Raw genomic sequence first — 24,680 nt, forward strand, 5'->3', positions numbered from 1 at the left:
CGGCTTGATCCACCTGATAGGTTCGGCTCTAGCGCCGTCCTCGCAATGCTGCCGGGCGCGGCGGGATGATTTCGGCGCGCGGTAGGGTGCCGCGTCCGCAGCGGATCGCGGCGAGGAGCAGAAGCCACAGCGTCGTCGCGTTCAGAAGATGCCACAGGAAATGCGTGCCGAGGCGATAGCCCAGGAGCGTGAAGCTGTCGCACAGCGTGGGGTCGAGCGTGCGGAAGGTGAGCGACACGGCGAAGGTGATCGCCGCCGCGAAGACGAACGCCGTCGCGCGGTGCCGCCGGATCGCGAGCCAGCCCGATATAAGGAACAGCGCGATCACCGCCGGACCATAGGCGAGGCCACCGTTGAGACATGCCGCGCGCGCGCCTTCGGGCACGGCAAGCGCGAAGCCGATGCGCCCGCCATAGCATTGCACCTGCCCGGAGAGCGCCATCGCCGCCACGAACACCGCGATCAGCCCGGCGGTGACTGCCACGCCCGCACCCGCGAATCGCCTCAGCGCGAAGACGAGGTACGTCAGCATGAAGATGCCGATCGGGATCGTGTCCGCCGCGCCCGTGCTCGGGTTTGGCACCGTGTGGAACAGAAAGCTGCCGATGCCGATGGCGACGAAATTCAGTGCGAAGAAGATGCTCCACGCAGACCGCTCGGCGGGCGTTTGCCGCGCGATCATCACCGCGCCTACGATCCCAGCGGCGACAAACGCGGCGTTTGTGATCGCGTTCAACGGTTCCGCCCAGAAGGCCGGGCTCATGCCCCGCTCGCAATAGGCGAAAATCGTTGCTCCCTGCATGGCCGCTCCCCCCGTTTTCCGGCTGGCGCCCTGCCTCAGCCGACGCGCACGCCGCCTTCGCGAGCCGTATGCGCTTCATACAGGGGAGGTGGATTTTCGCGAAAAGACAAATGAAAAGGCAAAGCGCGCGGCGGTTTTCCCAAGCGCAGGAAATCGCATTTCGAGCTGATGGCGCGGCCCCGGGCTCACGGTTGCGAAATGTTACTCTTCGCCAGCTTGGCCAAGTTGGTTAACCATCATAAAGTAGGATCAGGCACATTGACGTCTTTTCGGGGGAATGGACATGATCTTTCGCGCACTGTTAACCGGCGCCGCCCTTCTCGGCCTCGCCGCTTCGGCCGAAGCCGGAGCATCCTTGACGCCGCGCTCCGATGGGGCCGCCGTTCCGCACATCAAGAAGGTTCGCGCCACGCCGCAACGCTCCTCGAAATTCTGCGGCGAGTGCAAGGACTGCTGCGGCGCTTACCGCGTCATCTATGCCGAAAGCTGGTATGGCTTCGAGCGCGTGATCGCGCCGGTGCGCCGCGCCGAGCATGGCGATCAGGTGCGGCTGCCCGGCGGCTCGTGGGTGTATTGCGAATTCTCCTGCGAGTACACTCTGAAGCGTCAGAGCCTCGACTTCTGGCAGGGGCAGGGCGCGGGCGGCGATGGCGACCAAAGCTCGCCCGGCTATTTCAGCTTCAACCTTTATCCAAACGGCGCAATCGAGAAGCGGCCTTGAGGGAATGGACGCGGGGCTGGGAGATTCTCGGTCCCGCGGGGTGGAAGGAATGATGCCGATCATAACAGTTCGCATCGCGAAGGGACGTCCAACCGAAACGAAGCGGGCGCTTGCAGCCGCGCTGACCAGATCGGCGGCGGAAACGCTTGATGTGCCTGCTGAGTGGGTGACGGTGCTGATCGAGGAATACGACCGCGAGAACTGGGCGACGGGCGGCGAGCTTCACGCCGACAAATTCGGGAAGGGCTTCGGACGCAAGGGATCGGACGAGGCCTGAAGCACCGCCGCAATTCCGTGGCAAAGACGCCGATGCCTGTGAACTCTCGGAGGAACAATCGGCAACCGCTATCAAGCCCGCTCGGGCCGCATCGATAGCCGCGAACCTTCACGCGCTTCGTCGGGCATCGCGTCCGTGCCCATGACCTTGTCCCAGAACCGGAAATAGAGCCCGTAATTCCGGTCGAAGCGGATGTGATGATAGCTGTGATGCGTGGCCGAGATGAGCTGGCTGCCGACCGGCCCGCGCACGAGGAAGCGCGGCAGCACCTCCCAGCCCGAGTGGTTCCACACCGCCACGAAGCTCATGAACATCAGCAGCCCGATGAGCACGCCGACATGGATCGGCACCACGAAAACCATCGCGGGCATGAGCCACGCCGTCAGCGCCGCCTCCGCAGGATCGAACGCGAAGGACGCGAAGGGCGTTGGCTGGCGCGAACGGTGGTGTCCGGCATGCGTCCAGCGGAACAGCCTCGGGTGATGCATCAGGCGGTGCGCGAAGTAATAATAGGTGTCCTGCACCACCAGATAGATGAAGAAGCTGAGGAAAAGGTAGGGGACACCGCCGTAAGCGCGCCAGTCGGTATAGATCGCCGTGCCGCCGTTCAGGAAGACGGTGAGCGCGAACGCAGCGGGCGCGGCGTAAACCGCCGATGAGAGCAGCGACAGCCGGATTTCCTTCATGACGATAGCGCGCATCGGCCGGTCGCGGTTGATCCGCTTCGCGCGCAATTTCTCACCGCCGCGCTGCCAAAGCAGCCAGTAGAACAGCCCGGAAAGAGCGAGATAGCGCGCGGCGATGATCGCGGTCAGCGCCGCCGTCAGCCCGAGGAATTGCCAAGCCATTCTGCCTCCTGAAGCGCGAAAATCGATCCGCGTAAAGCGTTGCAACCCTATCCTGAAGAAGATAGTTTTTTTCGCGTTTTCACAAGTCGTCCCGTACAAACAATCGCGAGCTATGAGGCGGAAAAGCCGAAAAGGCCGCCGCCGCTTCAATAAGGGCGATGTAGCCTTGGCGACCGCGCTAGCCGGAGGCGCGCTTATCATCGAAACCGATATCGTCGATGCCGTCTGCGTAATCATTGACGCGATCGCCGACAGCGGAGACGGAGGACACAGCGGCGACGGGGATGGAGCCGATGGAGGTGGAGGTGACGGGGGCGGTGGCGACTAGGCCGGATTTTCTAGGCGCTCAGCGCGAGCCAGTCCTGCGCGCGCGCCTCGGGATCGGGCGCGAACACCACGTCCGACACGACCGCGATGCTGTCCGCTCCCGCCGCGTAGACATCCGGCGCGCGTTCCAGCGTGATGCCGCCGATGGCGACGAGCGGGCGTTTCGCCAGCGCCTTCCATTCGCCGACCCGCGCCAGCCCCTGCGGCGCCCACGGCATGACCTTCAGCGTGGTCTGATAGACGGGGCCGAGCGCGATATAATCGGGATCGAAGGTGAGCGCGCGGTCGAGTTCCTCGTGGCTGTGCGTCGAAAGGCCGAGCTTCAGCCCGGCGCGGCGAATGGCGGCCACGTCGGCGGTGTCGAGGTCGCCCTGTCCGAGGTGCACCCACGGCGCTCCGCAATCGATGGCTTCGCGCCAGTGGTCGTTGACGACGAGAGCCGCACCATGGACTCGGCACGTTTCAAGCGCTTGCGTGATCGCGGGTGCGATCTCGGTGCTTGCAGCGTCCTTCATGCGCAGTTGGATCAGCTTGATGCCGACGCGCGCGAGCCGTTCGACGAAGGTGACGTCCGGCACGACGGGATAGAAGCGGGGCAGGGCGGTGGTCATTGGAAACCTCGCACGAATGATCGGCAAACAGCTCGGCACGCCTAGATGAACCTGCGTTAATCAAGGAAGCTTGTCGACAACCGAACGGGAACAGCGTCCTCGCACTCTGATATGGTGCTGTAACTTTGCAAAGGTTCGCGCCCCGCTGTGCCCTCTCGGATGCTAAACTGTTCTGGATTCAATAAGTTGCCCCCCACCGCTATGTTTCTTGAGAGCATGTGGCCGTTGGATCGAACACGCGCTTGGTGGCACGCTACAACAGAGCAAGCCCCGCCACCGGCGACGACGGGCTCGCCATGTCGCGCGGCGGCATGATGCCCGAACGATACGCCATGCGCCCCGCCTCGACGGCCTTCGCGAACGCGACCGCCATCGCAACGGAATCGGCGGCTTTAGCCACCGCCGTGTTGATCAGCACGCCGTCATAGCCCATTTCGAGTGCCAGCGCGGCATGGGATGGCGCGCCGAGGCCCGCATCGACGATGAGCGGCAGGTCGGGATAAAATGCGCGTAACGTCTTGAGGCCGTAGGGGTTCATCAGCCCGCGTGCCGAGCCGATGGGCGCGGCCCACGGCATGAGAACCTGGCAGCCCGCGCCCACAAGCCGCTGCGCCACGCTCAGATCCTCGGTGCAATAAGGCAGCACCTTGAACCCATCGCGTGTGAGCTTCTCGGCCGCGTCGACGAGGCCGTACACGTCCGGCTGAAGCGTGTCGTCATTGGCAATGACCTCAAGCTTGATCCAGTCCGTCTCGAACACCTCGCGCGCCATTTGCGCCGTGGTGATGGCCTCGCGCGCCGTATGACAACCTGCCGTGTTCGGCAGAACGCGTGCGCCGAAGCTCTTCAGGAGGTCGAAAAAGCGCTGACCGGTCTTCACGTCGCCGCTCGACTCCCGCCGGAGCGATACGGTCACGATCTCGGCGCCGCTTGCCTCAACCGACCGCCTGAGGGTGTCGGGCGACGGATATTGCGAGGTGCCGAGCAGCAGCCGCGAGCCGATGGCTTCGCCATAGATCGAAAGCGCGTCGGCGGTTCTGGTGTCAGCAAGTGTCATTTGTTCAGCCTCCCTGTCGGGGCGACAGGATTTCGACAGCGTCGCCATCGGTGAGCGACACCGTGATGCGTTCGGTTTTCGGCACGAACGCGCCGTTCAGAGCCGTTGCGATCTTTGCGTCGGCGAAACCCAGTTCGCGGCAGAGCGAATCAAGTGTCGTCGCGTCGGTCGCCAGCGCCTCACCATTCACCATTATCTTCAAGGAGAACTCCCGGAGCCTTTGCACCCGACTCTATATAGTCGGCCGTGATCTTCGCGAGGATAGGTGAAAGCAGAAAACCATGGCGGAAAAGGCCGTTCACGTAAAGGCGCGGCCGGCCGGACTGCGTTTTTCCGATGATGATTCTCGGCGCGTTGTCCGGGAAGGACGGGCGCACGTCCGCATCCATGAACGCGATGCGCGCCTCGCCGAGCGCCGGGATCAGCGCATAGGCCGCCGCCATGATCTCGGTTACGGAACGCAGCGTCGCCGGACCGCGATCGTCGCTTTCGATGGCTGTCGTGCCGATCATGAACTGGTTGTTCGACCACGGCACGATGTAGAACGGAATGCGCGGATGCGTCATGCGCACGGGCCGCGAAAGGGTAACGCCGGGGCAGTCCACCACAACGCGCTCGCCGCGAACGCCGCGCAACGTCTTCAGATGATCGCGCGCGGCGAGGCCCCGGCAGTCGACCACGACATCGGCGTCGGTCTCCTCCCACGCCTCGGCAACAAGCTTCGCGCCCGCCGCTGCGGCTTCCTGAATGAAATATTCCAGCGCGACGAACGGCTCGATATGGCCTTCGTCCTTATAGAAGAGACCGTCGCGGAAGCGGTCTTCGAGGGCTGGTTCGAGCGCGGAAATTTCATCCACGCCGACGCGGGTGTGACCCTGCGTAACGGCGCCGAAACGCTGAAGGTCGGCCACATCGCGCGGGGACGCTACCACGAGCGTGCCGTTCAGCTTGAGATGCGGATAGTGCTCTTTCCAGATCTCCATCGCTTCGAGACCGAGGTCGCGGGCCTCTTCGTGCCCAGGTTCGCCCTCGCAATAGGAGCCGAGCATGCCGCCCGCGCAACCGCTCGCGCAGTTCTGCGACGGGGTTCCCGCAGGGTCGTACAGCGTAACCTTGTGTCCACGGCGCGACAGGAGAAAAGCCTGCCACATTCCAGCGGCGCCAGCGCCAATGATGTCAATTTTTGCCATGCGCGAGGTTTGGATGACTCCGGGGAAAAAAGCAAGCAAGCGGCCAGTGGGGCGTTATCGTTTCTTTCGCGGGGGCGCAGAAGACACGATGCCGGCTTTGATGGGGGGATGCCGGGGGGTCTGGCTCGCCTGCTTGCTGCAACCATCGGACGGAGTTTGCGGCCACCACCGATGTTCTTCGTTTGTTCTAAGTCCGGTTCAGGCTTGTGTCAAGCAGAATTCGGGCGTACAGAACAGCCACTTTTTCAAGAGGTGCCAGCTGTGAAAAAAGAAAAACCAAACGCATACTACGACGCAGGCGCAGCGCTTCAGAATGCCCAGGCGGGCGGTTTTCCTCTCACGCGCTTGCGCCGGACGAGACAGGCCGCATGGTCGCGCGCGCTCGTCGCCGAAAACACGCTTTCCGCATCCAACCTGATCTGGCCGATCTTCGTCATGGACGGCCTGCGCGCGAAGCAGCCCGTTCCGTCGCTTCCGGGCGTCGACCGTATGTCGGTGGACCTCGCCGCCGAAGCCGCCGAACAGGCCGCCGAACTTGGCGTTCCGGCTGTCGCGCTCTTTCCCTATACGCGCCCCGATCTGCGCGACGAAGCAGCCACCGAAGCCTTCAATCCAGAAAACGTTGTCTGCCGCGCGGTACGCGCCATCAAGGCCCGCGTGCCGAACATGGGCATCATCTGCGACGTTGCGTTGGACCCCTATACGAGCCACGGCCAGGACGGCCTGATGGTGGGCGATGAGATCGTCAACGACCTGTCGCTCGAAGCGCTGACGCGTCAGGCGATGAATCAGGCGGAAGCCGGTTGCGATGTGCTCGCGCCGTCGGACATGATGGACGGCCGCATCGGCGTAATCCGCTCGGCGCTTGAGAGCCGCGGCTTCTACAACACCCAGATCATGGCCTATTCGGCGAAGTATGCCAGCGCGTTCTATGGCCCGTTCCGCGATGCGGTCGGCTCGTCCGGCACGCTCAGGGGCGACAAGCGCACCTACCAGATGGACCCGGCCAATTCCGACGAGGCGATTCGCGAAGTGGCGCTCGACCTCGCAGAGGGCGCGGACATGGTCATGGTGAAGCCCGGCATGCCGTATCTCGACATCGTGCGCCGCGTGCATGAGGAGTTCAAGGTGCCGACCTTCGTCTATCAGGTGTCGGGCGAATACGCGATGCTGCTCGCTGCGTTCCAGAACGGCTGGCTCACCCGCGACAAGGTGATCCTCGAAAGCCTGATGGCGTTCCGCCGCGCGGGCGCTTCAGGTATCCTCACTTATTTCGCACCGGAAGCCGCGCGACTCTTGAAGGCGTAACCGGGGAAGGTCAAATTCGCTCCACTGGGTGGCGGTTCGCCGCCAGAGGAGATGCGTGGATGACCGTACTCGCCGCACGGGTTTCTGAAGAGCCGCGCGTCAGCCTCGAGGATATTCGGGCGGCGCGCGAGGCTCTTCGCGGCGCGATCATCCGCACGCCCGCCGTGGAGGCGCCGAAGCTGTCGGCGCTTTCTGGCGCACAGATCTTCATCAAATACGAGAACATGCAGGCTACCGGCTCCTTCAAGGAGCGCGGTGCGCTGAACAAGTTGCTCTCGCTCGACGCAACGCAGCGCGAGCGCGGCGTGATCGCGATTTCGGCGGGCAATCACGCGCAGGCCGTCGCCCATCACGCGGCGCGGCTCGGCATTCCGGCGACCATCGTCATGCCGGAAGGGACGCCGTTCAACAAGGTCGGGGCCACGGAAGCCTTCGGCGCGAAGGTGATCCTCTACGGCGAGAGCGTTGCCGAATCGCGCGTCGCAGCCGACCGGCTCATCGTCGATCACGGCTTCACCCTCGTTCATCCCTATGACGACCCGGCCGTGATCGCAGGGCAGGGGACGGCCGCGCTCGAATTTCTCGAAGATTGCCCGGACCTCGATTGTCTCATCGTGCCCGTCGGCGGCGGCGGGTTCATCTCGGGCGTCGCCATCGCGGCGAAGGCGCTGAAGCCCGACATCGAAATCATCGGCGTCGAGGTGGAGAGCTATCCGTCCACCTACGCGGCGTTGCGCGGGCGCATCGCGGAATGCGGCGGCGCAACGCTCGCGGAGGGAATCGCGGTGAAAACGCCCGGTGCGCATACGCTGCCTGTCATGCGCGACCTCGTGACGGACGTGGTGCTCGTCAGCGAATCCATGGTCGAGAGCGCAATCTTTCTGCTCGCCAGCCTGCAGAAGACGGTGGCCGAAGGTGCGAGCGCGGCGGCTCTAGCGGCGGTGCTGTCCGACCGGCGGCGGTTCCACGGGCGCCGCGTCGGCCTGTTCCAGTCCGGGGCGAATATCGATAGCCGCGTGCTCGCCGCCATCATCATCCGTGGCCTCGAACGCGAATCGAAGATCCTGTCGCTGCGCATTCAGGTCGACGACCGGCCGGGCATGCTCGGCGAGCTTGCGAGCGAGCTTGGCCGCTGCGGCGCGAACATCCTCGAAGTGCATCACCGCCGCTTCTACCTCTATGTGCCGGCGAAATCGACGCTCGTGGATATCGTCATCGAGACGAAGGATGCGCGTCACGCCGAGGAAATCATCGGGAAGCTTCGCACGCATGGCTTCAGGGTGGAGCGGCTGAACGCGAGCGGCGGCGAGCCCGCGCCGCGCATGGAATAGGCGGCGGTTCGCCGGACGATGCGCGAAAACCTGAAATGAATCCGCCCCTCTCTCGCGGGAGAAAGGGGCGGCAGCCCAGCCGGCTAATCGGGAAATCTATTTGATCGGATCGCCGTCCTCGTCCGGCCCGTCGTCCCTATCGGAGTCGTAAGGCGGCGGGGGAGGGGGCGGAGCGTCGCGATAGCGCTCGCCGTTGAAACGCTCTTCGCGGGAATAGCGCTCATAACCATTGTAATAGCTGTAGTCGCGGCGCGGTGAGGAATAAGGCAGGTTCGCCATCACCACGCGGCGGCATTCGGAATTGAGGCTCTCGATGCGTTCGCCGAGGCATTCCACGATCTGACCGCCGCCGGGCCGCACGCCGTTGCAGAAGCGGCGATAATCCGGCATGCACACCTCGATGGCATAGGCGAACTTGATCGCCTTGAGGCAGCCGGGATTGAGCTGCGCCTCGTTGTCGAGCAGGCAGCGCCCCACGCGGCCGTCGCCCGGGAGGACATCGGAACAGAGCCGATGATAATCGGGCCGACACGATTGCATCACGCTGTCGAGGATTTCGGGTGGCAGGTCGGCTGCGGCGGCCGCCGAGGAACCGGCAATAAGACCGGCAAGGAAGACGTATTTTGCAGGGTTGAACATCGAAGTCTCCGGGGCGCGCGCGCCTCAACCGGCGCGAGCGAATCTAGGCGCAGTAAACCCGAAAATTCCGGCTGGATTTCGCCCTAACGAAGGCTAAACGCGGTGGCGGCCGTGCGGGGGCGCGGCGGCCTGTAACAGGATGTAACGCGCGCTGAACGGCTGTTCATGATGGGCGGCGGGCGCCTCGGATTGGCCCGACGTAGCCGCGCCGGCCTTACGCGAAGCGATTCCCGGCGAACCTTGACTTCTCGGGATAATCCGGCTTGGCTGCGATCATCCCTTCCAAAACCCAAGGTCTCCAATGTCAGTGCGTATTCTTCCGGCGGCTGCGGCTGCGTTTCTCGGCTGCGGTCTGGCGAGCGCCGCCGCCGCCGCCGATCTGACCATCGCCATCGACGGGCTTCGGTCCGACAAGGGCGAGGTCAAGCTCTGCGTGTTCTCCGCCGAGACCTCAAACAAGGCCGCTTTCCCCGATTGCGTCACCGGGCGTCCGGTGAAGCAGGGCAGCGCTGTCATTCGCGGCGGGAAGGTGGTCGTGACCTATAGCAGCCTCAAGCCGGGCGTTTACGCGGTAGCGTCGATCCACGATGAGAACGGCGACGGCAAGCTCGGCACGAATTTGGTCGGCATCCCGACTGAAGGAATCGGTGTTTCCAACAACCCGACGCTGTTCGGGAAGCCGGACTTTGCGAAAAGCGCCTTCGAGATCGCGGGCAACACGCGCATCGCGATCACCGCGAAATATTTCTTCTGAGCGACCGCAAAATCGCTCGACGGGCAAAAAAAAGGCCGCGCGAAGTTTCCGCGCGGCCTTTTTTTTTGTTGCGACGCCGGAGCCTATTGAGATGCGGCCTTTTCCTCGGCGCGGTTCTTGATGAGCGACAGCCCGATCGATCCGAAGATCAGGAGCGCGGTCACGCCAAGCGCCCATTCGGTCGGAATATCCGGCAACTCTTCCGGATAGTTGAAGATCATCTTGATGCCGATAAAGACAAGCGTAAGCGAGAGCCCGTATTTCAGATAGCGGAACTTGTCCACCATGCCTCGCAACGCAAAGAACAGGGCGCGAAGGCCGAGGATTGCGAACACGTTCGAGGTATAGACGATGAACGGGTCGCGCGTGATCGCGAAGATCGCCGGGATGGAGTCGAGCGCGAAGACGATATCGGTGATGTTCAGCACGATCAGCACGAGGAACAGCGGCGTTGCCACCCGCTTGCCGGTGCCAGAGAGCCGCACGAAGAACCGCTCCCCGTGATAATCCGTCGTCATCGGTAGTACGCGCCGCGTCCACCGTACGATGCGGCTGTTTTCGAGGTCGACCGCCTCCTCCCCGGATGCCATCGTCTTGAAGCCGGTATAGACGAGGAACGCACCGAGGAAGAGCACGGTGAAGTGGAAGTTCTCGATCAGCGCATAGCCCGCGAGAATAAATACCCCGCGCAGCACCAGCGCCGCGAGAATACCCCACAGGAGCACCCGCATCTGCAAATGCGACGGCACCTGAAAATAGGTAAAGATGATGACGAACACCAGAATGTTGTCCATCGACAGGGCATATTCTATGAAATAGCCTGTCAGGAACTCGACCGCTTTCTGGTTGCCGAACTCGAAATAGATCCACGCGTTGAAGCAGAGCGCAAGCGTGATGTAGCCCGCAGTCATGATCAACGCTTCCCGCACGGGAATCGCGCGCGCCTTCCTGTGGAAGAGGCCGAGATCGGCGGCGAGGATCGCGAGAATAAGGGCGGTGAACCCAAGCCACGCCCAGATAGAATGCTCTTCAAACATTGAAATGTGGATCCTTCACAAGGCACGCGGTCACGGTTGTTTCAGGCTCGCCTTACCCGAAAAGCGTTTACAGGCGATGCCTGACCGCCGTCCGGCCTCGTTGTTTCGAACCGGGGCAGAATCGCAGCAACCGCGCGAGAGACGAGGGGCAACAAATTCGCGATACACCGGACCAGCACGGCGGTTCGTTTCTGTCGCTCCCGGAAATGGGTGCCGCGATGGCGACCTTCTAGTTCCACCGCGACAGCTTCAGAGCATGGGAGAAATAAGGCCGGAAATCGGTGGGATTGTGGTCAGTTTATGGCAGGACCGAATACCAGAACGGCGTTGAGGCCGCCAAAGGCGAAAGAGTTGGACATTGTATAGCCGATGGCGCGACGGCGGCCTTCATGCGGCACATAGTCGAGGTCGCACCCTTCACCCGGCCCGTCCATCCCGATGGTCGCCGGAATGAAGCCGTCCAGCATCGCCTGCACGCAGACGACCGCTTCCAAGCCGCCGGCAGCACCAAGGCAATGGCCGTGCATCGATTTGGTGGACGAAACGGCGAGCCTGTCCGCATGCGCGCCGAAGGCCTTGCGGATGGCGCGCGTCTCGTTGATGTCGTTCGCGGCCGTGGCGGTGCCGTGCGCGTTGAGATAGTCGATATCGGACGGCGAGAGCCTCGCGTCGTCGAGCGCGATCTGCATCGCTCGCGTCGGGCCGTCGATGTCGGGGTTGACCATGTCGGCGGCGTCGGAGGTCATGCCGAAGCCGAGCACTTCGCCGAGCACGGTGGCGCCGCGCGCCATCGCATGCTCCATGTCTTCGAGCACGAGGATGCCCGCGCCCTCGGCGATCACCGTGCCGTTGCGCCGCTTCGAGAAGGGGAAGCACCCTTCCGGCGAAAGCACACGCATCGCCTGCCACGCGCGCATGCAACCGTAATTGAGCGGAGCTTCCGAAGCGCCCGCAACCGCCACATCCACCATACCGGAGCGGATCATCTGGAAGGCGAGGCCGATGGCATGCGCCGACGTTGAGCAGGCGCTGACCGTGCCGAACACCGGGCCCTTGATGCCGTGCTCGATGCTGATATGCGCAGACGAAGAGCTGATGATGGTTTTCAGAAGCGTAAGCGGGTGCGTTGCCTTCTTCTTGTGAGCGAAGATATCTTCGTATGCTTTTTCCTGCGTCGTAACACCGCCCGCGCCGGACCCTACGATGCAGGCGGCGCGCTCGCCGAGCGGACCTTCAAGCCCGGACTGACGCACGGCCTCCCATGCGGCGGCGGCGGCATATTGGGTGAAGCGGTCGGAAAGCTGCACGCCGCGGCTCATGCAAAGCTCGCGGGCATCGAAGTCGCGCACCTCGCCGCCGATGGTGATGTAAAGATCGAGCAGCGGGAAACTTTCGAGCGGCGCGATGCCATTCTCACCGGCCTTGATGGCGCTCCAGAACTTCTGGACCCCTGTGCCGAGAGCCGAGACGACGCCCGTCCCCGTGATCGCCACGCGGCGGCCGCTATTCCTCTGGCTCATTCGGGACTCCCCAAGGACTGATAAATTGGCGGGAGCGCGATCCCGTTCGTTCGATGACCGACCGCGCGAACCGTCACGCCGCCGCGTCGGACGAATTCTGTGATGCGAGCACGGTCGTGACCTTGTCGACCACCGAGCCAACGGTGCCGAAGTCCGCCATTTCTTCGTTGGCGTTATAGGGAATCTGAATTCCGAAGGTATCCTCGATATCGAAGACGATAACGGCAAGATCCAGCGACTCGATTTCAAGATCGGTAAGCTTGGTATCGAGAGCTATCTCTTTCTCCGGATGGCGCATGTTCTTGCGCAGGATGGCGATGATTTTTTCGGCGACGTCGTCCATTCGAGGCTCCCTGGCGGAACCGCAATTCATGCTGCGGTTTCGATTCCTTATGGCGCGTCGGGAACGATTAGCGGCAATCCCGCGTCAAGTCCAGCGAACTCGCCCGATGGCTTTGTCCCGGCTGGGGATATGTTACTTCGTCCTTTTGTAGGGTACCCCAGGAGCCGGAGCCGATCAGGTTCAATCACCGGATGGGTAAATCCGTCGCCGAACTTGAGTGTAGTGGCATTTTGCAACCGGATTGCAGGTCCAGTTCGATTGGAACGCCTTCCAGCGTTCTCGATGTCGCAGAGTTGAAGGTTCGCCGTTGGTAGGCATTTCGGCCTGTTTACTTAGATGATACCGTACGCGTCGAAAAAACAAGAAAAACGCATGTTTCAAGGCAGGGGATGGAAACGGGCATGGACGGTCATCAGAATCCGCAGATTTTGGAAACGAACGACAACGACACTCAAGCCGGAACGGCGGCGACCACCTATCCATGGCTGAGATCATATCCGGCGGGAGTTGACTGGTTTCAGGTCTTCGAGCCGAAGGCGCTGCCCGTCGCGCTCGAAGAGACAGTGGCGCGCTTCCCCGACAAGCCCGCGTCATGGTTCTTCGGCAAGACGATGACCTATGCCGAACTCGGCGCGGCTGTGGACCGCGCGACGAAGGCGCTGCAAGGTCTCGGCGTGCGCGAAGGCACGCGCGTGGGCCTGTTGTTCCCGAACTGTCCGGCCTTCGTCATCTTCTATTATGCGACGCTGAAGGCGGGCGGCACTGTTGTCAGCCTCAATCCGCTTTATACCGTGCCGGAACTCGCCTACCAGGTGAAGGACGCGGGCGCAAAAATCGTGGTGACGGCGGATCTCGCGGCCACGCTTCCGAAGGCGAAGGCGCTGGTCGATAACGGCACGCTCGATACTGTCATTGTCACGCCGTTCAAGAAGATGCTGCCGGGGCTGAAGGGCTTCCTCTTCGGCCTGTTCAAGGGCAAGGATCTTGCGACGTGGACGCCGGGCAGGGGCCTCCTTAGCGCGGAGGAGCTGCTCGACAATGACGGCCATTACGACCGCAGCGCGATCGACGTGAACGCTGTGGCGGCGCTGCAATATACGGGCGGCACGACGGGCACCCCGAAAGGCGCGATGCTCACGCATTCGAACCTCTCCATCAACGTGCAGCAGGCGGCGGCGTGGTTTCCGGGGCTCGCCATCCCCGGCGAGGAGCGCTTTTTCTGCGTGATCCCGTTTTTCCACTCCTTCGCAATGACCGGCCTGATGAACTTCGCGATCCTCAAGGGCGCGCAGATGATCATGCTGCCGCGCTTCGAGTTGAAGCTCGCGCTGAAGACCATCGACCAGACGAAGCCCACCATCATGGCGGGCGTGCCGACGCTGTTCAACGCCATGGCGAAGGTGCCGGACATCAAGAAGCACGATTTGTCCTCGCTGAAGTTCTGCATTTCGGGCGGCGCGGCGCTGCCTCTCGAAGTGCGGCGCGATTTCGAGAGCGTCTCCGGCTGCGGTCTGGTCGAAGGCTACGGCCTGTCGGAGACGTCCCCCGTCACGCATATCAATCCGCTGACCGGCCCGAAGAAGGAATGCTCCATAGGGCTGCCTGTGCCGGGCACGGAGATGTCGCTCCGAAAGCTCGGCGATCCGCAGGAGGAAGTGCCGCTCGGTGAGAAGGGCGAAATCTGCATTCGCGGCCCGCAGGTGATGAAGGGCTACTGGAACAAGCCGAAGGAGACGGCCGACACTTTCGTCGGCGAGTTCTTCCGCACCGGCGACGTGGCCTACATGGACGAGGACGGCTTCACCTACATCGTCGACCGCATCAAGGATCTGATCATCTGCTCGGGCTTCAATGTCTATCCGAGGCGCATCGAGGAGGCGATCTACGAGCATCCCGCGGTGGACGAGGTGACCGTGATCGGCGTGCCGGACAAATATCGCGGTGAAGCGCCGAAGGCGTTCGTGAAACTGCGCGAAGGCCAGCAGGTGACGAAGGAGGAGATGCTCGATTTCCTGAAAGAGCGCATCTCGAAGATCGAGCTGCCGGCCGATATCGAGTTTCGCGCCGAACTGCCGAAGACGCTGATCGGCAAGCTTTCGAAGAAGGAACTGAAGGCGGAGGAGGTCGCGAAGCCGCATTGAGGCAAGGCGCGGCGTACCTCGCCCGCTCTCTCATCGCGAAGCTGTCTTTAATCCGCTTCGTGGGAACGAAGACAGAGCTGGCATATTTTCCCATGAGATCGCTAAGCGGAATAAGCGCCGGTCGGCGGCAATTGGCGGAGGGAGAAGTTCGCCAGTGGCTGGTGACCGGTCATTTCCTAGCTAAACTTGAGTGCAGAAAGTTCAGCGGATGAGGAGCCGGCGACAACCGGCGTGCCGCAGCAGAAAACGAGCGAGCGAAAAGCATGAACTGGGGAGAGATGTTCTTTCATGACTGGGAAGGTATTCTCCGCACGATAATCGTCGGCGCATTGGCCTACGCCACGCTCGTTCTCTTTCTGCGTATATCGGGCAAGCGCACCCTTGCGAAGCTGAACGCGTTCGATCTGGTTGTCACCGTCGCCCTCGGGTCTACCCTTTCAGCCCTGCTTTTGCAGAAATCGGTTGCATTGGCTGAAGGCGCGACTGCATTGGCCTTATTGATCTTCCTGCAATTCCTGGTCACATTTATCTCAGTGCGGTCGCCAGGATTTGCGAGGCTCGTTCGGTCTGAACCGACGTTGTTGGCAAGACACGGAGCTTTCTGCGAAGCTGCAATGAGGCAGTCGAGAATAACGGAGGGTGAAGCATTGAGCGCGGTTCGCTCGTCTGGTGGAAGACACATCTCCGATGTCGAGACCCTTATTCTGGAGAGCGACGGGACCATCAGCGCGAGCCTCAGACGATCACCTTGATCTGTTCAAGACGGCGCTCGTTGACTGTAAAATATCTGGCAGGCTCGAACTCAAGCTTGGTCTTGGCGAAAGCGTCGCGACGGATTTCGCCTCGGTTGCCTAATCAGAGCGAAGCATTCTTCTGAGGTCGATCACTTCGGCTATTATCGGCGCGCGGCGCTGACGAAGGCATGGTGGAGCCCCGCCTTGCTCGACAAAAGCCCGGCGGGCATTGAGCCTGCGTAACGCAAACAGCCCGCCTATTTCCCGCCTTGCTCGCGCTCTTTGGCCTTCGCGCGATCCCAGTACACGCCCATCTCGTCGAGGCGCATCTCTTCGAGCTTGCGGCCTTCCTCCGCCGCGCCCTTCACGACCTCGCCCATGCGCCGCACGAATTTCGTGTTCGCCGAGCGGAGCGCCGCCTCGGGATCGATGTCTAGCCAGCGCCCGAGATTGACGACGACGAACATGAGGTCGCCGAATTCCTCGAAGCGGCGCTTGTCGGTTTCGGGGCCAGGAGGGGCCGCGATTTCCGCGCGCAGTTCCGCGAGCTCCTCGTCCACCTTTTCGAGGACAGGATCAATCGTCGGCCAGTCGAAGCCGACGCGCGCGGCGCGTTCCTGAAGTTTCGTGCTGCGAAGGAGTGCGGGAAGGCCCGCGCCGATGCCGTCGAACAGGTCGCGCGGGGCTGACCCCGCCGCCAAGTCGGTCGCTCCCCGCCGCTCGGCCTTCGCCTTGCGCTCCTCCGCCTTGATCGCCTCCCAAGTCGCCTTTGCACCCGAAGTTGCTTTCGCGTCTCCGCCGGTGCCCTCGAAAACATGTGGATGACGGCGGATGAGTTTCTCGCTGATGGCGTTCGCGACGTCGGCGAAGGCGAAATGCCCGGCTTCCTTGGCCATGCGCGCGTGAAAGACCACCTGCAACAAAAGGTCGCCAAGCTCGTCCTTGAGGTCGTCCATGTCGCCGCGCTCGATCGCGTCGGCCACCTCATAAGCTTCCTCGATCGTGTAGGGCGCGATCGTGGCGAAGCTCTGCTTCACGTCCCAGGGGCAGCCCCGTTCGGGATCGCGCAGGCGCGCCATGATGGCGATGAGCCGCAAAAGCTGCGCCTCGGCGGAAGAAGGCACGTCCAGCGTAGCATCATGCCCGCGCGTTTCTGATTCGTTCGTCACGCTTCCTCCACGCCCGCGGGCGGTTGACGGTCAAGGCCAAATCACCCTACGGTTTATATCCTTCGGGAAAAAGCGTGCAAGGACGTGTCATGCGGCTCGTCGCAGCCATCTTCCGCTCATTTTATCGGGCGATTCTGCGTCGCTTGCGGGCGATGTCGGCTGCGCGCAGAGCTTCGTGGAGTTTCGCCGCGCCGATGCGAGCGATTGGCACCCCGGCAGAAAATCCCGACCCCGTTGGCGTCATTGCCGATGCAGGCCAAGTCGCCGCGCACATCACAATCTTTCATCGCCCGAGCATAGTCTCACGCGATTCCGTGCTTCACCGGAAGCGCGAAGCTCAAACATTTCCCGCACGCTTTTTCTTCGGTCCGTTCGCCATCGGACCTCCTCGCCGGAAGATTGCAAGGACAACAGGACCGCCGTTTCTAGCGTTCTACGTATGTTCCTTGCCCGCCGACCGAGCCGCGTCAGCGCCGGGTGATTGACCACAATGGTCAGGCTTGCGGAGCCTCCGCCAAACAATTCGATTTTTCCACCATGACAATCGTCGCCCAAAAATCGGGTTCGTACGGTGCAGGGTTGGTATGCCCGTTTTTCGGATCAATCCGAGACGCGGAGGGGTATTTGTGTCTTCGCAATAAGCGGAGATGTTCGCCAAAAGTTCCGCCTACGGCCTAATTTGCTCGAATTATAATGAAATTCTTTGCGGTCTACTCTTGCCGCTACGCTCGCTTCAAAAAGACTCGTGAAACCATAAGCTTCAGCTGCCGCCGATTCCGCGCATCCACATGCAACAGACGGGGTGATGTGAACAAAACGAGGACAGACGGGGATAAGCGTCTCATCTCCCGCGCGGCCCGCGATGCGGATGGCGCTTATCGGCTGCTCATGTGGGGGAATGGGAACGCGGATGTCTGCGAAGCGCGATGGACGGGCCCAAATCCGGCGGGTCGCGTCGTCATCGGCTTGTAGACTGGGCGACGATCGATGCTGCATTACGGAAACTTTCCATAATGCATCTTATGCGAATTACACAAACATGCACGGCTCGCACGGTGGTGCCGAGTGGCTACCGCAAAAAGCAGCCGGGCAGCCCGGTTTGCACCGCAGCCGCGCTGCGCCCACCGAACATCATTTCATAATAATTGCTTGGTCTCGCCCGGTGCATAGCCGCGAGCGCGGAAGAAGGCGCGGAGGATCACTCGCGAGCGCCGCCAATATTGTGAAGCTTTGCGAGGCTCGATCCAGTCCCCAGCGGCGACCGGAGATGTCACCGCCGACCGGTGCGCACTTCAACTCAACCGCCGACTTGACGTCGGTTTGCCCGTTATCAGGCAGCCGCTCAGCTTTCCGCGGAGGGCGTCTCGTGGAACTTCGCGGAGAAGCGATCCAGCAACCGCACGCCGTAGCCCGATCCCCAGCTCGTGTTGATGTCGGTCGAGGGCGACGCCATCGCTGTGCCCGCAATATCGAGATGCGCCCAGGGCGTGCCATTCTTGACGAAACGCTGGAGGAACTGCGCAGCGGTTATGGAACCTGCGTCGCGGCTACCGATATTCTTGATATCGGCAAATTTGCCGTCGATCAGCTTGTTGTATTTCTTCGAAAGCGGCATGCGCCACGCGAGTTCGCCCGACTCCGCGCCAGCCTCGGCGATCTCGCTCGCAAGCTTGTCGTCATTCGAGAACAGCCCCGCATATTCCTTGCCAAGCGCCACGAGAATCGCGCCCGTCAGCGTGGCGAGCGTAATCAGAAGCTTCGGTTCGAGATGCTCCTGCGCGTACCACAGAAGGTCCGCAAGCACGAGGCGGCCTTCGGCGTCGGTGTTGAGAATTTCGATGGTCTGGCCCGAGGCCGAGGTGACGATGTCGCCGGGCCGCGTCGCCGTCCCGCTCGGCATGTTTTCCACAAGTCCCACGATGCCGACCGCGTTCACCGGCGCCTTGCGCAGCGCCAGCGTGGCCATTGCCCCCGCGACCGCGGCCGCGCCGCCCATGTCGCCCTTCATGTCCTCCATGCCGGGGCTCGGCTTGATCGAAATGCCGCCGGAATCGAAGCAGACGCCCTTGCCTACGAACACGACATTGCCGTCGCCCGCCGACCGCCCGACCGCGCCGTTCCACCTCAGCACCACAACCGATGTCGGCTGCGCACTCCCCTGCCCCACCGCCAGCAATGCGTTCATGCCGAGCGACTTGAGCTTCGGTTCGTCCAGCACTTCGACCGTGAGCCCGAGCGCTTCGAGCGCGCGCAACCTCGCGGTGAATTCGGGCGGCGTCAGGATATTGGCCGGTTCGTTGACGAGATCGCGCGCGAGATAAACGCCAGAGAGCGCCGCCTCGGTGTGTTGGAGCTTCGCCGCAAGCTTGTCGCCCCAGCAGGAAAAGATCGACAGCTTCGGCGGCGCGCGGCCTTCGTCCTGCTCCTCCTCGCCTCCGTCCGGGCTTTTTCCGGCTTTCGACTTGTATTTCTTGAAGGTATAGCTTCTGAGGCCGAAGCCCGCCGCGAACCCGAGCGGCGCTTCTTCCGGCAGGTGATCGACGCCCGCGAACACCACGTCGACCTCGGTCGTCTTCTTCGGCAGCTTGCCGCGCACGACGCCGCCAAGGTCCATCCAGTCGCGATGGGTCAGCGTCTTGGCGTCGCCGATGCCCACGAGCAGGAGCCGCGCCGCCTTGATGCCATGTGGCGCCAGAATTTCGAGCAGAGTCTTGCGCTTCGGCTTGAATCCGGCCACCTCGATTGCGCGCGATACCGCGCCGGCGCTCGCCTTGTCGAGCCGCTTGATCGGAGGCGGCAGCTCTTCGCCCTCCGTCACGAAATAGACGGCGGTCGGGCTTTTAGGCTCCGGTTGCAACGAGGCGAACGAAACGGCTGGAAGTTCTGTCATCGAGTGGGCGGACCGTTCTGGCGGGAAATCAGGATTCCAAAGCGTACAGGAAACGCGCGGCGTTGCAAAGTCCGCCTCGACAGGAAACAGCGCTCGAAATCGCGCCGAAAATGCGCCATGAACCCATGCGTAGTGGGCTGGCGAATTTCCTTTGCTGCCACCGGACGCAAATGCCGGACCAGGACCGCTCGGAAACGAGCAAAAGCCGGAGCGTGACCCGCCCGCTGGAGTGATCGTGAATGTTGATTAGCCGATATATCTTCCGTCAGACGGCGTCGGCGCTCATCATGATCCTCGTCTCGCTCACGCTTATCGTCTGGCTGACGTCGCTGCTGCGCGAGATCAAGCTCCTGACCGCGCAGGGACAAACATTCCTGCTGTTTCTCCAGATCACCGCGCTTGCTATCCCGAGTCTGATCGTCACGGTGGCGCCGGTCGCCTTCCTGATCGCAGCGCTTCACAGTCTCAACCGTCTTTCAGGCGACAGCGAACTTATCGTGCTGTCGGCGGCGGGCTCCTCGGTGTGGCGGCTGTTCTCTCCGTATCTCTTTCTCGCCGTCGTCGTGTCGATGTGCGTGCTAACCGCAAACCTGTTCGTGCTGCCGAACGCCGCGCGCCTCCTCGGCGATACCGTCTCGCAGGTGCGCGCGGACGTGCTTTCGCAGGTGATCCAGCCCGGCGAATTCTCCGACCTCGAACCGGGCCTCACCTTTCACATGCGCGCCAAGGGCGACAACGGGGAGCTTCTGGGCGTCGTGGTGCGCGACGAGCGCGATCCGAAGGCGGTGACGACCGTCATCGCCGAGCAGGGGCAGATCCTGCAGGATGGCGGGCGCGCATCCATGATGCTTCACGACGGCCAGATCATTCGTCAGCAGGCCGAGAAGACGGCCGCGCAGGTTGTGGTCTTCACGAGCTACGCCTTCGACATCGGCGATTTTTCCGCCAAAAAGGGGCCCCGCGAGCGCAAGCCTCGCGAGCGCGATATCGGCGAACTTCTGTTTCCCGACAAGGAAAGCCCCGCTTATACGAACACCAAGGGATCGTTCCGCTCGGAAATCCACGAGCGCTTTTCCGGGGCGCTCTATCCCATCGCCTTCGCTATCATCGCCGTGCTGTATCTCGGCCGCCCGAAAACCACGCGCGAGGGCCGCACCGGCAATCTTTTCACGGCCTTCACGTTGGGCGCGGCGATCCGCATCGCGGGCATCGCGGGGGTGAACATCGTCGGCAAGAAGGCATGGGCGCTCGGTCTTATCTACGGCATACCCGTCGCGGTAATCGTGGCGGGGCTTGTGATGTTGCGGCTGGACATCGGCGCACCGGTCATATCGCTGCCAAGCCTGCGCCTGCCCTCGTTTCTGAAACGCGGCGGTTCCGCCCCCGCGGCTCGGGCGTCCTGAGGATTTTGCGTCATGATGATTTTCACCACCGTCGGCCGCTACATGGCGAAAAGGTTCGCCATCACCATCCTCGGCGTCTTCTTCGTGACGTTGCTGCTGATCTTTTTCGTGGACTTCGTCGAGGTGCTTCGGAGCGGCGCCAGAAAAGACGTAAGCGCGGGCACGCTCGCGCTCATCACGCTTCTGCGCATCCCCATTTTCGCGGAGCTCACCCTGCCCTTCGCGATCCTGATCGGCACCATAGCCGCATTCCTCAGTCTCAGCCGCACGTCGGAGCTGACGATCATGCGCGCCGCCGGGCTTTCCGTGTGGCAGTTCGTTCAGCCGGCGCTTATCGTCGCGATCTTTTTCGGCGTCTTCGCGGTCACGGTTTACAACCCCGTTGCATCCGCCATGAAGGCCAAGTCGGAGAAGATCCAGGCCGAGATTTTCCAGTCCGAAAAATCGTTCGCGACCTCGCGCGGGACCGGCTCCTGGCTGCGTCAGGAAAGCGTGGACGGGCCGACGATCCTGCATGCGAAAACGTCCGCCGACAGAGGTTTGACGCTGGCTGGCGTGACGCTGTTGCAATTTGATCCCGCCAACAGATTTTATGAACAAATACAAGCGAACAAGGCTGAACTGCGGCAAGGTTACTGGCGGCTCGAAGGTGTGATCGTGCAAAGCTCAGGCGATGCCGTGCGGCGCTATGATGAATATTTTGTCAGTACATATCTGGGGCCTGCTCAGATCATGAACAGTTTAGGTTCGCTGGAAACCTTGTCATTCTGGGATTTGCCGGGTTTTATTGCCTTTGCAGGGAAAGCCGGTCTTCCAACACGTCAGTATGAACTTCAGCACCAGTTATTTCTCGCGCGACCTATTCTTATGGCGGCGATGGTGTTGATTGCTGCAACCTGTTCGCTGAAAGCCTTTCGTTTTGGCAAAATCCAAACTATGGTTCTGACGGGATTAACCGGGGGGTTCGGTTTTTTCATATTCTCTGAACTTTCGCGAAAGGTGGGCGCGTCGGGTTTGGTTCCTGTTACGGTGGCGGCTTGGGGACCGGCTCTCGTTGCCCTTCTCCTTTCAGCGACCGTACTCCTGTATCAGGAGGACGGGTAAGCAGGGCAGAGATTGAAATGGCCGGGGGGCTTGAGAGTGGTGGTCTTCAGTAAGAGAGCGGCGAGCGATGCCTAGCAAACTGCTGGCAGCAATGTTGGCATGCCTGATGTGCCTGGGCAGCTCTGCGTATGCGCAGACGCCAAGCAATCAGACGCGCGGTGGCGAGACCACCGTGGCCAAGAAGGTATCGCCCGACAAGGCGTCGCCGCTTCTCTTGCAGGCCGACGACCTCGTTTACGATCACCGCAACAACCGCGTGGTCGCGCGCGGCAACGTCGAAATCTATTACGACGAAAATATCCTGCTCGCCGACGAGGTCATCTACGACAAGTCGGCGAATACGCTGACGGCCATCGGCAATGTCCGGCTCAAGGAAGCCGACGGTTCGGTCGTTAACGCCGAGCGCCTTACGCTCAGCTCGAATTTCCGCGATGGCTTCATCCGCTCGATGAAGGCTCTGACGCAGGACGATAGCCGCATCGCGGCCTCGAACGCGTACCGCAAGGACGGCAAGACCGTTTACGAGAACGGCGTCGTGACGTCCTGCAAGCCTTGCGAGGCCAACCCTGACCGCGCGCCTATCTGGCGCATCAAGGCGACGCGCGTCATCCAGGACAAGCAGGACCAGAACATCTATTTCGAAGATACGCGCTTCGAGCTTTTTGGCGTGCCGATTGCGTGGCTTCCCTATTTCTACGTTCCCGATCCGAGCGTAAAGCAGCGCTCCGGCGTGCTCGCGCCGCAATACCGGCATGATACGTCGACAGGCTACGCCCTGACCGTACCCTATTATTACGCCATTTCGCCGAATTACGATCTGACGCTGTCGCCCACCTTTACCACCAAGGCGGGCTACCTGATGCAGGCCGATTGGCGGCAGCGCTTGTGGAACGGCGCGTACGAAGTGAAGCTTGCCGGCGTCTATAACGACAATGCGAACGACTTTGTCGGCCAGCGCTACTGGCGCGGCAGCGTTGAGACAAAGGGCGAGTTCGAGCTGAACAAGTTCTGGAAATTCGGCTGGAACGCGATCCTCGAAAGCGACGACACATTCCGCCGTTTCTACCACATCGACAGCATCTATTCGACGGAGCGCGTTTCGAGCGTCTATCTCACCGGGATGGGCGAGAGGAACTACTTCAACATGTCCGTGAGCCGATATGGTAATCTCGGCGGACAGCCTTATGATTACTCTACAGGCGATTATTTGAGCAACACTGGAGCGTCGTGGGCGTATCCAAGCATCGACTATAATTATGTGCACGACAAACCGGTGTTCGGCGGTGAACTGAAGTTCGATGCGAACGTGGTCGCGCTGTCGTCCGATGAACGGCGCACATATACAAACAATGTGGTCAACCCGTATTTCGACCGCACCGACCGCATTGTGACATCAGCGGAATGGCGTCGGACGTTGACGGACGACCTCGGCCAGCGCTTCACGCCCTTCGTCTTCGGGCGCGGCGACATTTATAGTGTGTCGAGCTTCAAGGACGTGAGCGGCGACGCTGGCGACAGCGATACCTTCACGCGTCAGATGGTCGGCGGCGGCCTCGACTATCGGTATCCCTTCGTGGCGCATACCGACACGGCCTCGCACGTCATCGAGCCCGTTGGACAGATCATCACGCGCACGAACGTGTCGAACAACGACAGGATGCCGAACGTCGATTCCCAAAGCCTTGTCTTCGACGACACGCTGCTTTTCGACATCAACAAGTTCTCCGGCTACGACCGAATCGAAACCGGGACGCGCGCAAATGTCGGCGTGCAGTACACGATGCAGACCTATAACGGCGTGAGCGTGCGTGCCGTCGGCGGCGAAAGCTTCCAGGTCGCCGGGAAAAACTCCTACGATCCGGCGACCGGCCTTTATAATACGCGTTCGGATTATGTGGTCGGCGGCTATGTCGACTACCTCAACATGTTCCGCTTTGTGACGCAGTTCCGTCTGGACGAGAGCGACTTCACCGTCGCCCGCCAGGATTACAGCGCGCAGGTGAAGCTCGGTATCTTCGAAGGCGCGCTGAGCTATGTCGCGGTGGCGGCGCAGCCTCTTCTCGGCTTTGACACGGCCCGCGAGGAAGTCGCCGGCTTCGGGGCTGTCAAGCTCACCGACGAATGGACCGTGTTCGGCGATGCGCGCTACAATCTGGAACTCTCGCAGTTCGTTCGCAATAGCGTTGGCGTCCAATATGCGGACGAGTGCTTCATATACTCGGTCACCTATCAGCGCACTTTCGTCGAATATTCCGATCTGAAGCCCGACACGTCGGTAATGGTCCGCATCGGCATCAAGGGTTTCGGTCAGCAAACCACGCCGAGTTCGATCGGCGATCTGTCGCCAGAAGCGGCGTCATTCCGCTAGAGCAGGATGCGCAAGGGCCGACCTTGGCTCTGCGACGAGCCTTGCTCTCGGCCACTCCGTTCTGGGGCCCGTGGCCGGTGTGAGCCGACGTCAGCGCCAGAGCCTT

At 61.8% G+C, this 24,680-nt stretch carries 22 protein-coding genes; 10 read left to right on the forward strand and 12 right to left on the reverse strand.

The genetic code is table 11. The features are described 5' to 3' along the window. Positions 1-28 precede the first annotated feature (28 nt). On the reverse strand, positions 29-802 hold the full coding sequence (locus RVAN_RS04290) for a ceramidase domain-containing protein (protein ID WP_013418538.1): 774 nt from the start codon (positions 800-802) through the stop codon (positions 29-31). Positions 803-1,085: 283 nt separating this feature from the next. Here RVAN_RS04290 and RVAN_RS18680 point away from each other — a divergent pair, with 283 nt between their 5' ends. Then, positions 1,086-1,523, forward strand: a complete 438-nt coding sequence (locus tag RVAN_RS18680) for a hypothetical protein (protein WP_013418539.1) — start codon at positions 1,086-1,088, stop codon at positions 1,521-1,523. 49 nt (positions 1,524-1,572) lie between these two features. Then, entirely contained in the window at positions 1,573-1,800 is a 228-nt protein-coding gene (locus RVAN_RS04300; RefSeq protein ID WP_245258031.1) for a tautomerase family protein, read from the forward strand. 71 nt (positions 1,801-1,871) lie between these two features. On the opposite strand, the gene RVAN_RS04305 is transcribed toward RVAN_RS04300, so the two are convergent. From RVAN_RS04305 to RVAN_RS04330, 5 genes are all read right to left on the reverse strand, one after another. Then, on the reverse strand, positions 1,872-2,648 hold the full coding sequence (locus RVAN_RS04305) for a sterol desaturase family protein (RefSeq protein ID WP_013418541.1): 777 nt from the start codon (positions 2,646-2,648) through the stop codon (positions 1,872-1,874). 338 nt (positions 2,649-2,986) lie between these two features. Beyond that, positions 2,987-3,586 carry a thiamine phosphate synthase gene (locus tag RVAN_RS04315; protein WP_013418542.1) on the reverse strand — a complete coding sequence of 200 codons (600 nt, stop codon included), beginning with the start codon at positions 3,584-3,586 and terminating at the stop codon, positions 2,987-2,989. Positions 3,587-3,839: 253 nt separating this feature from the next. Beyond that, positions 3,840-4,643: a thiazole synthase gene (locus RVAN_RS04320; protein ID WP_013418543.1), complete on the reverse strand. Its 804-nt coding sequence runs from the start codon at positions 4,641-4,643 to the stop codon at positions 3,840-3,842. Between the two features lie 4 nt (positions 4,644-4,647). After that, positions 4,648-4,836 (reverse strand): sulfur carrier protein ThiS, encoded by a 189-nt coding sequence (thiS, locus tag RVAN_RS04325; protein ID WP_013418544.1) that lies wholly within the window; start codon positions 4,834-4,836, stop codon positions 4,648-4,650. Continuing rightward, positions 4,823-5,833, reverse strand: coding sequence for an FAD-dependent oxidoreductase (locus tag RVAN_RS04330; RefSeq protein WP_013418545.1), 1,011 nt, complete (start codon positions 5,831-5,833; stop codon positions 4,823-4,825). The genes thiS and RVAN_RS04330 overlap by 14 nt, the downstream gene beginning before the upstream one ends. A 261-nt stretch (positions 5,834-6,094) precedes the next feature. Here RVAN_RS04330 and hemB point away from each other — a divergent pair, with 261 nt between their 5' ends. Together hemB and RVAN_RS04340 are read left to right on the forward strand one after the other, a co-directional pair. Further along, positions 6,095-7,141, forward strand: a complete 1,047-nt coding sequence (hemB, locus tag RVAN_RS04335) for a porphobilinogen synthase (protein ID WP_013418546.1) — start codon at positions 6,095-6,097, stop codon at positions 7,139-7,141. 59 nt (positions 7,142-7,200) lie between these two features. Next, on the forward strand, positions 7,201-8,472 hold the full coding sequence (locus RVAN_RS04340) for a threonine ammonia-lyase (protein WP_013418547.1): 1,272 nt from the start codon (positions 7,201-7,203) through the stop codon (positions 8,470-8,472). 96 nt (positions 8,473-8,568) lie between these two features. On the opposite strand, the gene RVAN_RS18685 is transcribed toward RVAN_RS04340, so the two are convergent. Further along, the gene (locus RVAN_RS18685; RefSeq protein WP_013418548.1) at positions 8,569-9,111 is read right to left on the reverse strand and encodes a hypothetical protein; all 543 of its coding nucleotides are present in this window, start codon (positions 9,109-9,111) and stop codon (positions 8,569-8,571) included. 301 nt (positions 9,112-9,412) lie between these two features. On the opposite strand from RVAN_RS18685, the gene RVAN_RS04350 reads away from it, so the two are divergent. Then, the gene (locus RVAN_RS04350; protein WP_013418549.1) at positions 9,413-9,865 is read left to right on the forward strand and encodes a DUF2141 domain-containing protein; all 453 of its coding nucleotides are present in this window, start codon (positions 9,413-9,415) and stop codon (positions 9,863-9,865) included. Between the two features lie 83 nt (positions 9,866-9,948). On the opposite strand, the gene RVAN_RS04355 is transcribed toward RVAN_RS04350, so the two are convergent. The 3 genes from RVAN_RS04355 to RVAN_RS04365 form a co-directional block, all read right to left on the reverse strand. Beyond that, positions 9,949-10,902 (reverse strand): TerC family protein, encoded by a 954-nt coding sequence (locus tag RVAN_RS04355; protein ID WP_013418550.1) that lies wholly within the window; start codon positions 10,900-10,902, stop codon positions 9,949-9,951. 293 nt (positions 10,903-11,195) lie between these two features. Then, entirely contained in the window at positions 11,196-12,422 is a 1,227-nt protein-coding gene (locus RVAN_RS04360; protein ID WP_013418551.1) for a beta-ketoacyl-[acyl-carrier-protein] synthase family protein, read from the reverse strand. 73 nt (positions 12,423-12,495) lie between these two features. After that, positions 12,496-12,765: an acyl carrier protein gene (locus RVAN_RS04365; protein ID WP_013418552.1), complete on the reverse strand. Its 270-nt coding sequence runs from the start codon at positions 12,763-12,765 to the stop codon at positions 12,496-12,498. Between the two features lie 401 nt (positions 12,766-13,166). Between RVAN_RS04365 and RVAN_RS04370 the strand changes: the two genes are divergently transcribed. Together RVAN_RS04370 and RVAN_RS04375 are read left to right on the forward strand one after the other, a co-directional pair. After that, positions 13,167-14,906, forward strand: coding sequence for a long-chain-fatty-acid--CoA ligase (locus RVAN_RS04370; protein WP_155942344.1), 1,740 nt, complete (start codon positions 13,167-13,169; stop codon positions 14,904-14,906). Positions 14,907-15,169: 263 nt separating this feature from the next. After that, complete coding sequence (locus tag RVAN_RS04375) at positions 15,170-15,658, forward strand: DUF421 domain-containing protein (protein WP_013418554.1); 489 nt, start codon at positions 15,170-15,172, stop codon at positions 15,656-15,658. Positions 15,659-15,897: 239 nt separating this feature from the next. Here RVAN_RS04375 and mazG read toward each other — a convergent pair whose 3' ends face one another. Together mazG and RVAN_RS04385 are read right to left on the reverse strand one after the other, a co-directional pair. Next, entirely contained in the window at positions 15,898-16,764 is an 867-nt protein-coding gene (gene mazG / locus RVAN_RS04380; protein WP_041788270.1) for a nucleoside triphosphate pyrophosphohydrolase, read from the reverse strand. 1,387 nt (positions 16,765-18,151) lie between these two features. Then, on the reverse strand, positions 18,152-19,699 hold the full coding sequence (locus tag RVAN_RS04385) for a leucyl aminopeptidase (RefSeq protein ID WP_013418556.1): 1,548 nt from the start codon (positions 19,697-19,699) through the stop codon (positions 18,152-18,154). Positions 19,700-19,938: 239 nt separating this feature from the next. On the opposite strand from RVAN_RS04385, the gene lptF reads away from it, so the two are divergent. The 3 genes from lptF to RVAN_RS04400 all read left to right on the forward strand — a co-directional run bounded on the left by lptF (position 19,939) and on the right by RVAN_RS04400 (position 24,574). Further along, on the forward strand, positions 19,939-21,102 hold the full coding sequence (gene lptF / locus RVAN_RS04390; protein ID WP_013418557.1) for an LPS export ABC transporter permease LptF: 1,164 nt from the start codon (positions 19,939-19,941) through the stop codon (positions 21,100-21,102). A 12-nt stretch (positions 21,103-21,114) separates the two neighbouring features. Beyond that, positions 21,115-22,206, forward strand: a complete 1,092-nt coding sequence (gene lptG / locus RVAN_RS04395) for an LPS export ABC transporter permease LptG (RefSeq protein ID WP_013418558.1) — start codon at positions 21,115-21,117, stop codon at positions 22,204-22,206. 172 nt (positions 22,207-22,378) lie between these two features. After that, entirely contained in the window at positions 22,379-24,574 is a 2,196-nt protein-coding gene (locus RVAN_RS04400) for an LPS-assembly protein LptD (RefSeq protein WP_169309516.1), read from the forward strand. Positions 24,575-24,680: the final 106 nt, after the last annotated feature.

Source organism: Rhodomicrobium vannielii ATCC 17100 (assembly GCF_000166055.1).
Taxonomy (GTDB): Bacteria; Pseudomonadota; Alphaproteobacteria; order Rhizobiales; family Rhodomicrobiaceae; genus Rhodomicrobium; species Rhodomicrobium vannielii.

What these genes read in the sequence shown, in the direction of transcription:
- RVAN_RS04290 (WP_013418538.1), bottom strand. Translation starts at nt 802, where the DNA reads ATGCAGGGAGCAACGATTTTCGCCTATTGCGAGCGGGGCATGAGCCCG.
- RVAN_RS18680 (WP_013418539.1), top strand. Translation starts at nt 1,086, where the DNA reads ATGATCTTTCGCGCACTGTTAACCGGCGCCGCCCTTCTCGGCCTCGCC.
- RVAN_RS04300 (WP_245258031.1), top strand. Translation starts at nt 1,573, where the DNA reads ATGATGCCGATCATAACAGTTCGCATCGCGAAGGGACGTCCAACCGAA.
- RVAN_RS04305 (WP_013418541.1), bottom strand. Translation starts at nt 2,648, where the DNA reads ATGGCTTGGCAATTCCTCGGGCTGACGGCGGCGCTGACCGCGATCATC.
- RVAN_RS04315 (WP_013418542.1), bottom strand. Translation starts at nt 3,586, where the DNA reads ATGACCACCGCCCTGCCCCGCTTCTATCCCGTCGTGCCGGACGTCACC.
- RVAN_RS04320 (WP_013418543.1), bottom strand. Translation starts at nt 4,643, where the DNA reads ATGACACTTGCTGACACCAGAACCGCCGACGCGCTTTCGATCTATGGC.
- thiS (WP_013418544.1), bottom strand. Translation starts at nt 4,836, where the DNA reads ATGGTGAATGGTGAGGCGCTGGCGACCGACGCGACGACACTTGATTCG.
- RVAN_RS04330 (WP_013418545.1), bottom strand. Translation starts at nt 5,833, where the DNA reads ATGGCAAAAATTGACATCATTGGCGCTGGCGCCGCTGGAATGTGGCAG.
- RVAN_RS04340 (WP_013418547.1), top strand. Translation starts at nt 7,201, where the DNA reads ATGACCGTACTCGCCGCACGGGTTTCTGAAGAGCCGCGCGTCAGCCTC.
- RVAN_RS18685 (WP_013418548.1), bottom strand. Translation starts at nt 9,111, where the DNA reads ATGTTCAACCCTGCAAAATACGTCTTCCTTGCCGGTCTTATTGCCGGT.
- RVAN_RS04350 (WP_013418549.1), top strand. Translation starts at nt 9,413, where the DNA reads ATGTCAGTGCGTATTCTTCCGGCGGCTGCGGCTGCGTTTCTCGGCTGC.
- RVAN_RS04355 (WP_013418550.1), bottom strand. Translation starts at nt 10,902, where the DNA reads ATGTTTGAAGAGCATTCTATCTGGGCGTGGCTTGGGTTCACCGCCCTT.
- RVAN_RS04360 (WP_013418551.1), bottom strand. Translation starts at nt 12,422, where the DNA reads ATGAGCCAGAGGAATAGCGGCCGCCGCGTGGCGATCACGGGGACGGGC.
- RVAN_RS04365 (WP_013418552.1), bottom strand. Translation starts at nt 12,765, where the DNA reads ATGGACGACGTCGCCGAAAAAATCATCGCCATCCTGCGCAAGAACATG.
- RVAN_RS04370 (WP_155942344.1), top strand. Translation starts at nt 13,167, where the DNA reads ATGGACGGTCATCAGAATCCGCAGATTTTGGAAACGAACGACAACGAC.
- RVAN_RS04375 (WP_013418554.1), top strand. Translation starts at nt 15,170, where the DNA reads ATGAACTGGGGAGAGATGTTCTTTCATGACTGGGAAGGTATTCTCCGC.
- RVAN_RS04385 (WP_013418556.1), bottom strand. Translation starts at nt 19,699, where the DNA reads ATGACAGAACTTCCAGCCGTTTCGTTCGCCTCGTTGCAACCGGAGCCT.
- lptF (WP_013418557.1), top strand. Translation starts at nt 19,939, where the DNA reads ATGTTGATTAGCCGATATATCTTCCGTCAGACGGCGTCGGCGCTCATC.
- lptG (WP_013418558.1), top strand. Translation starts at nt 21,115, where the DNA reads ATGATGATTTTCACCACCGTCGGCCGCTACATGGCGAAAAGGTTCGCC.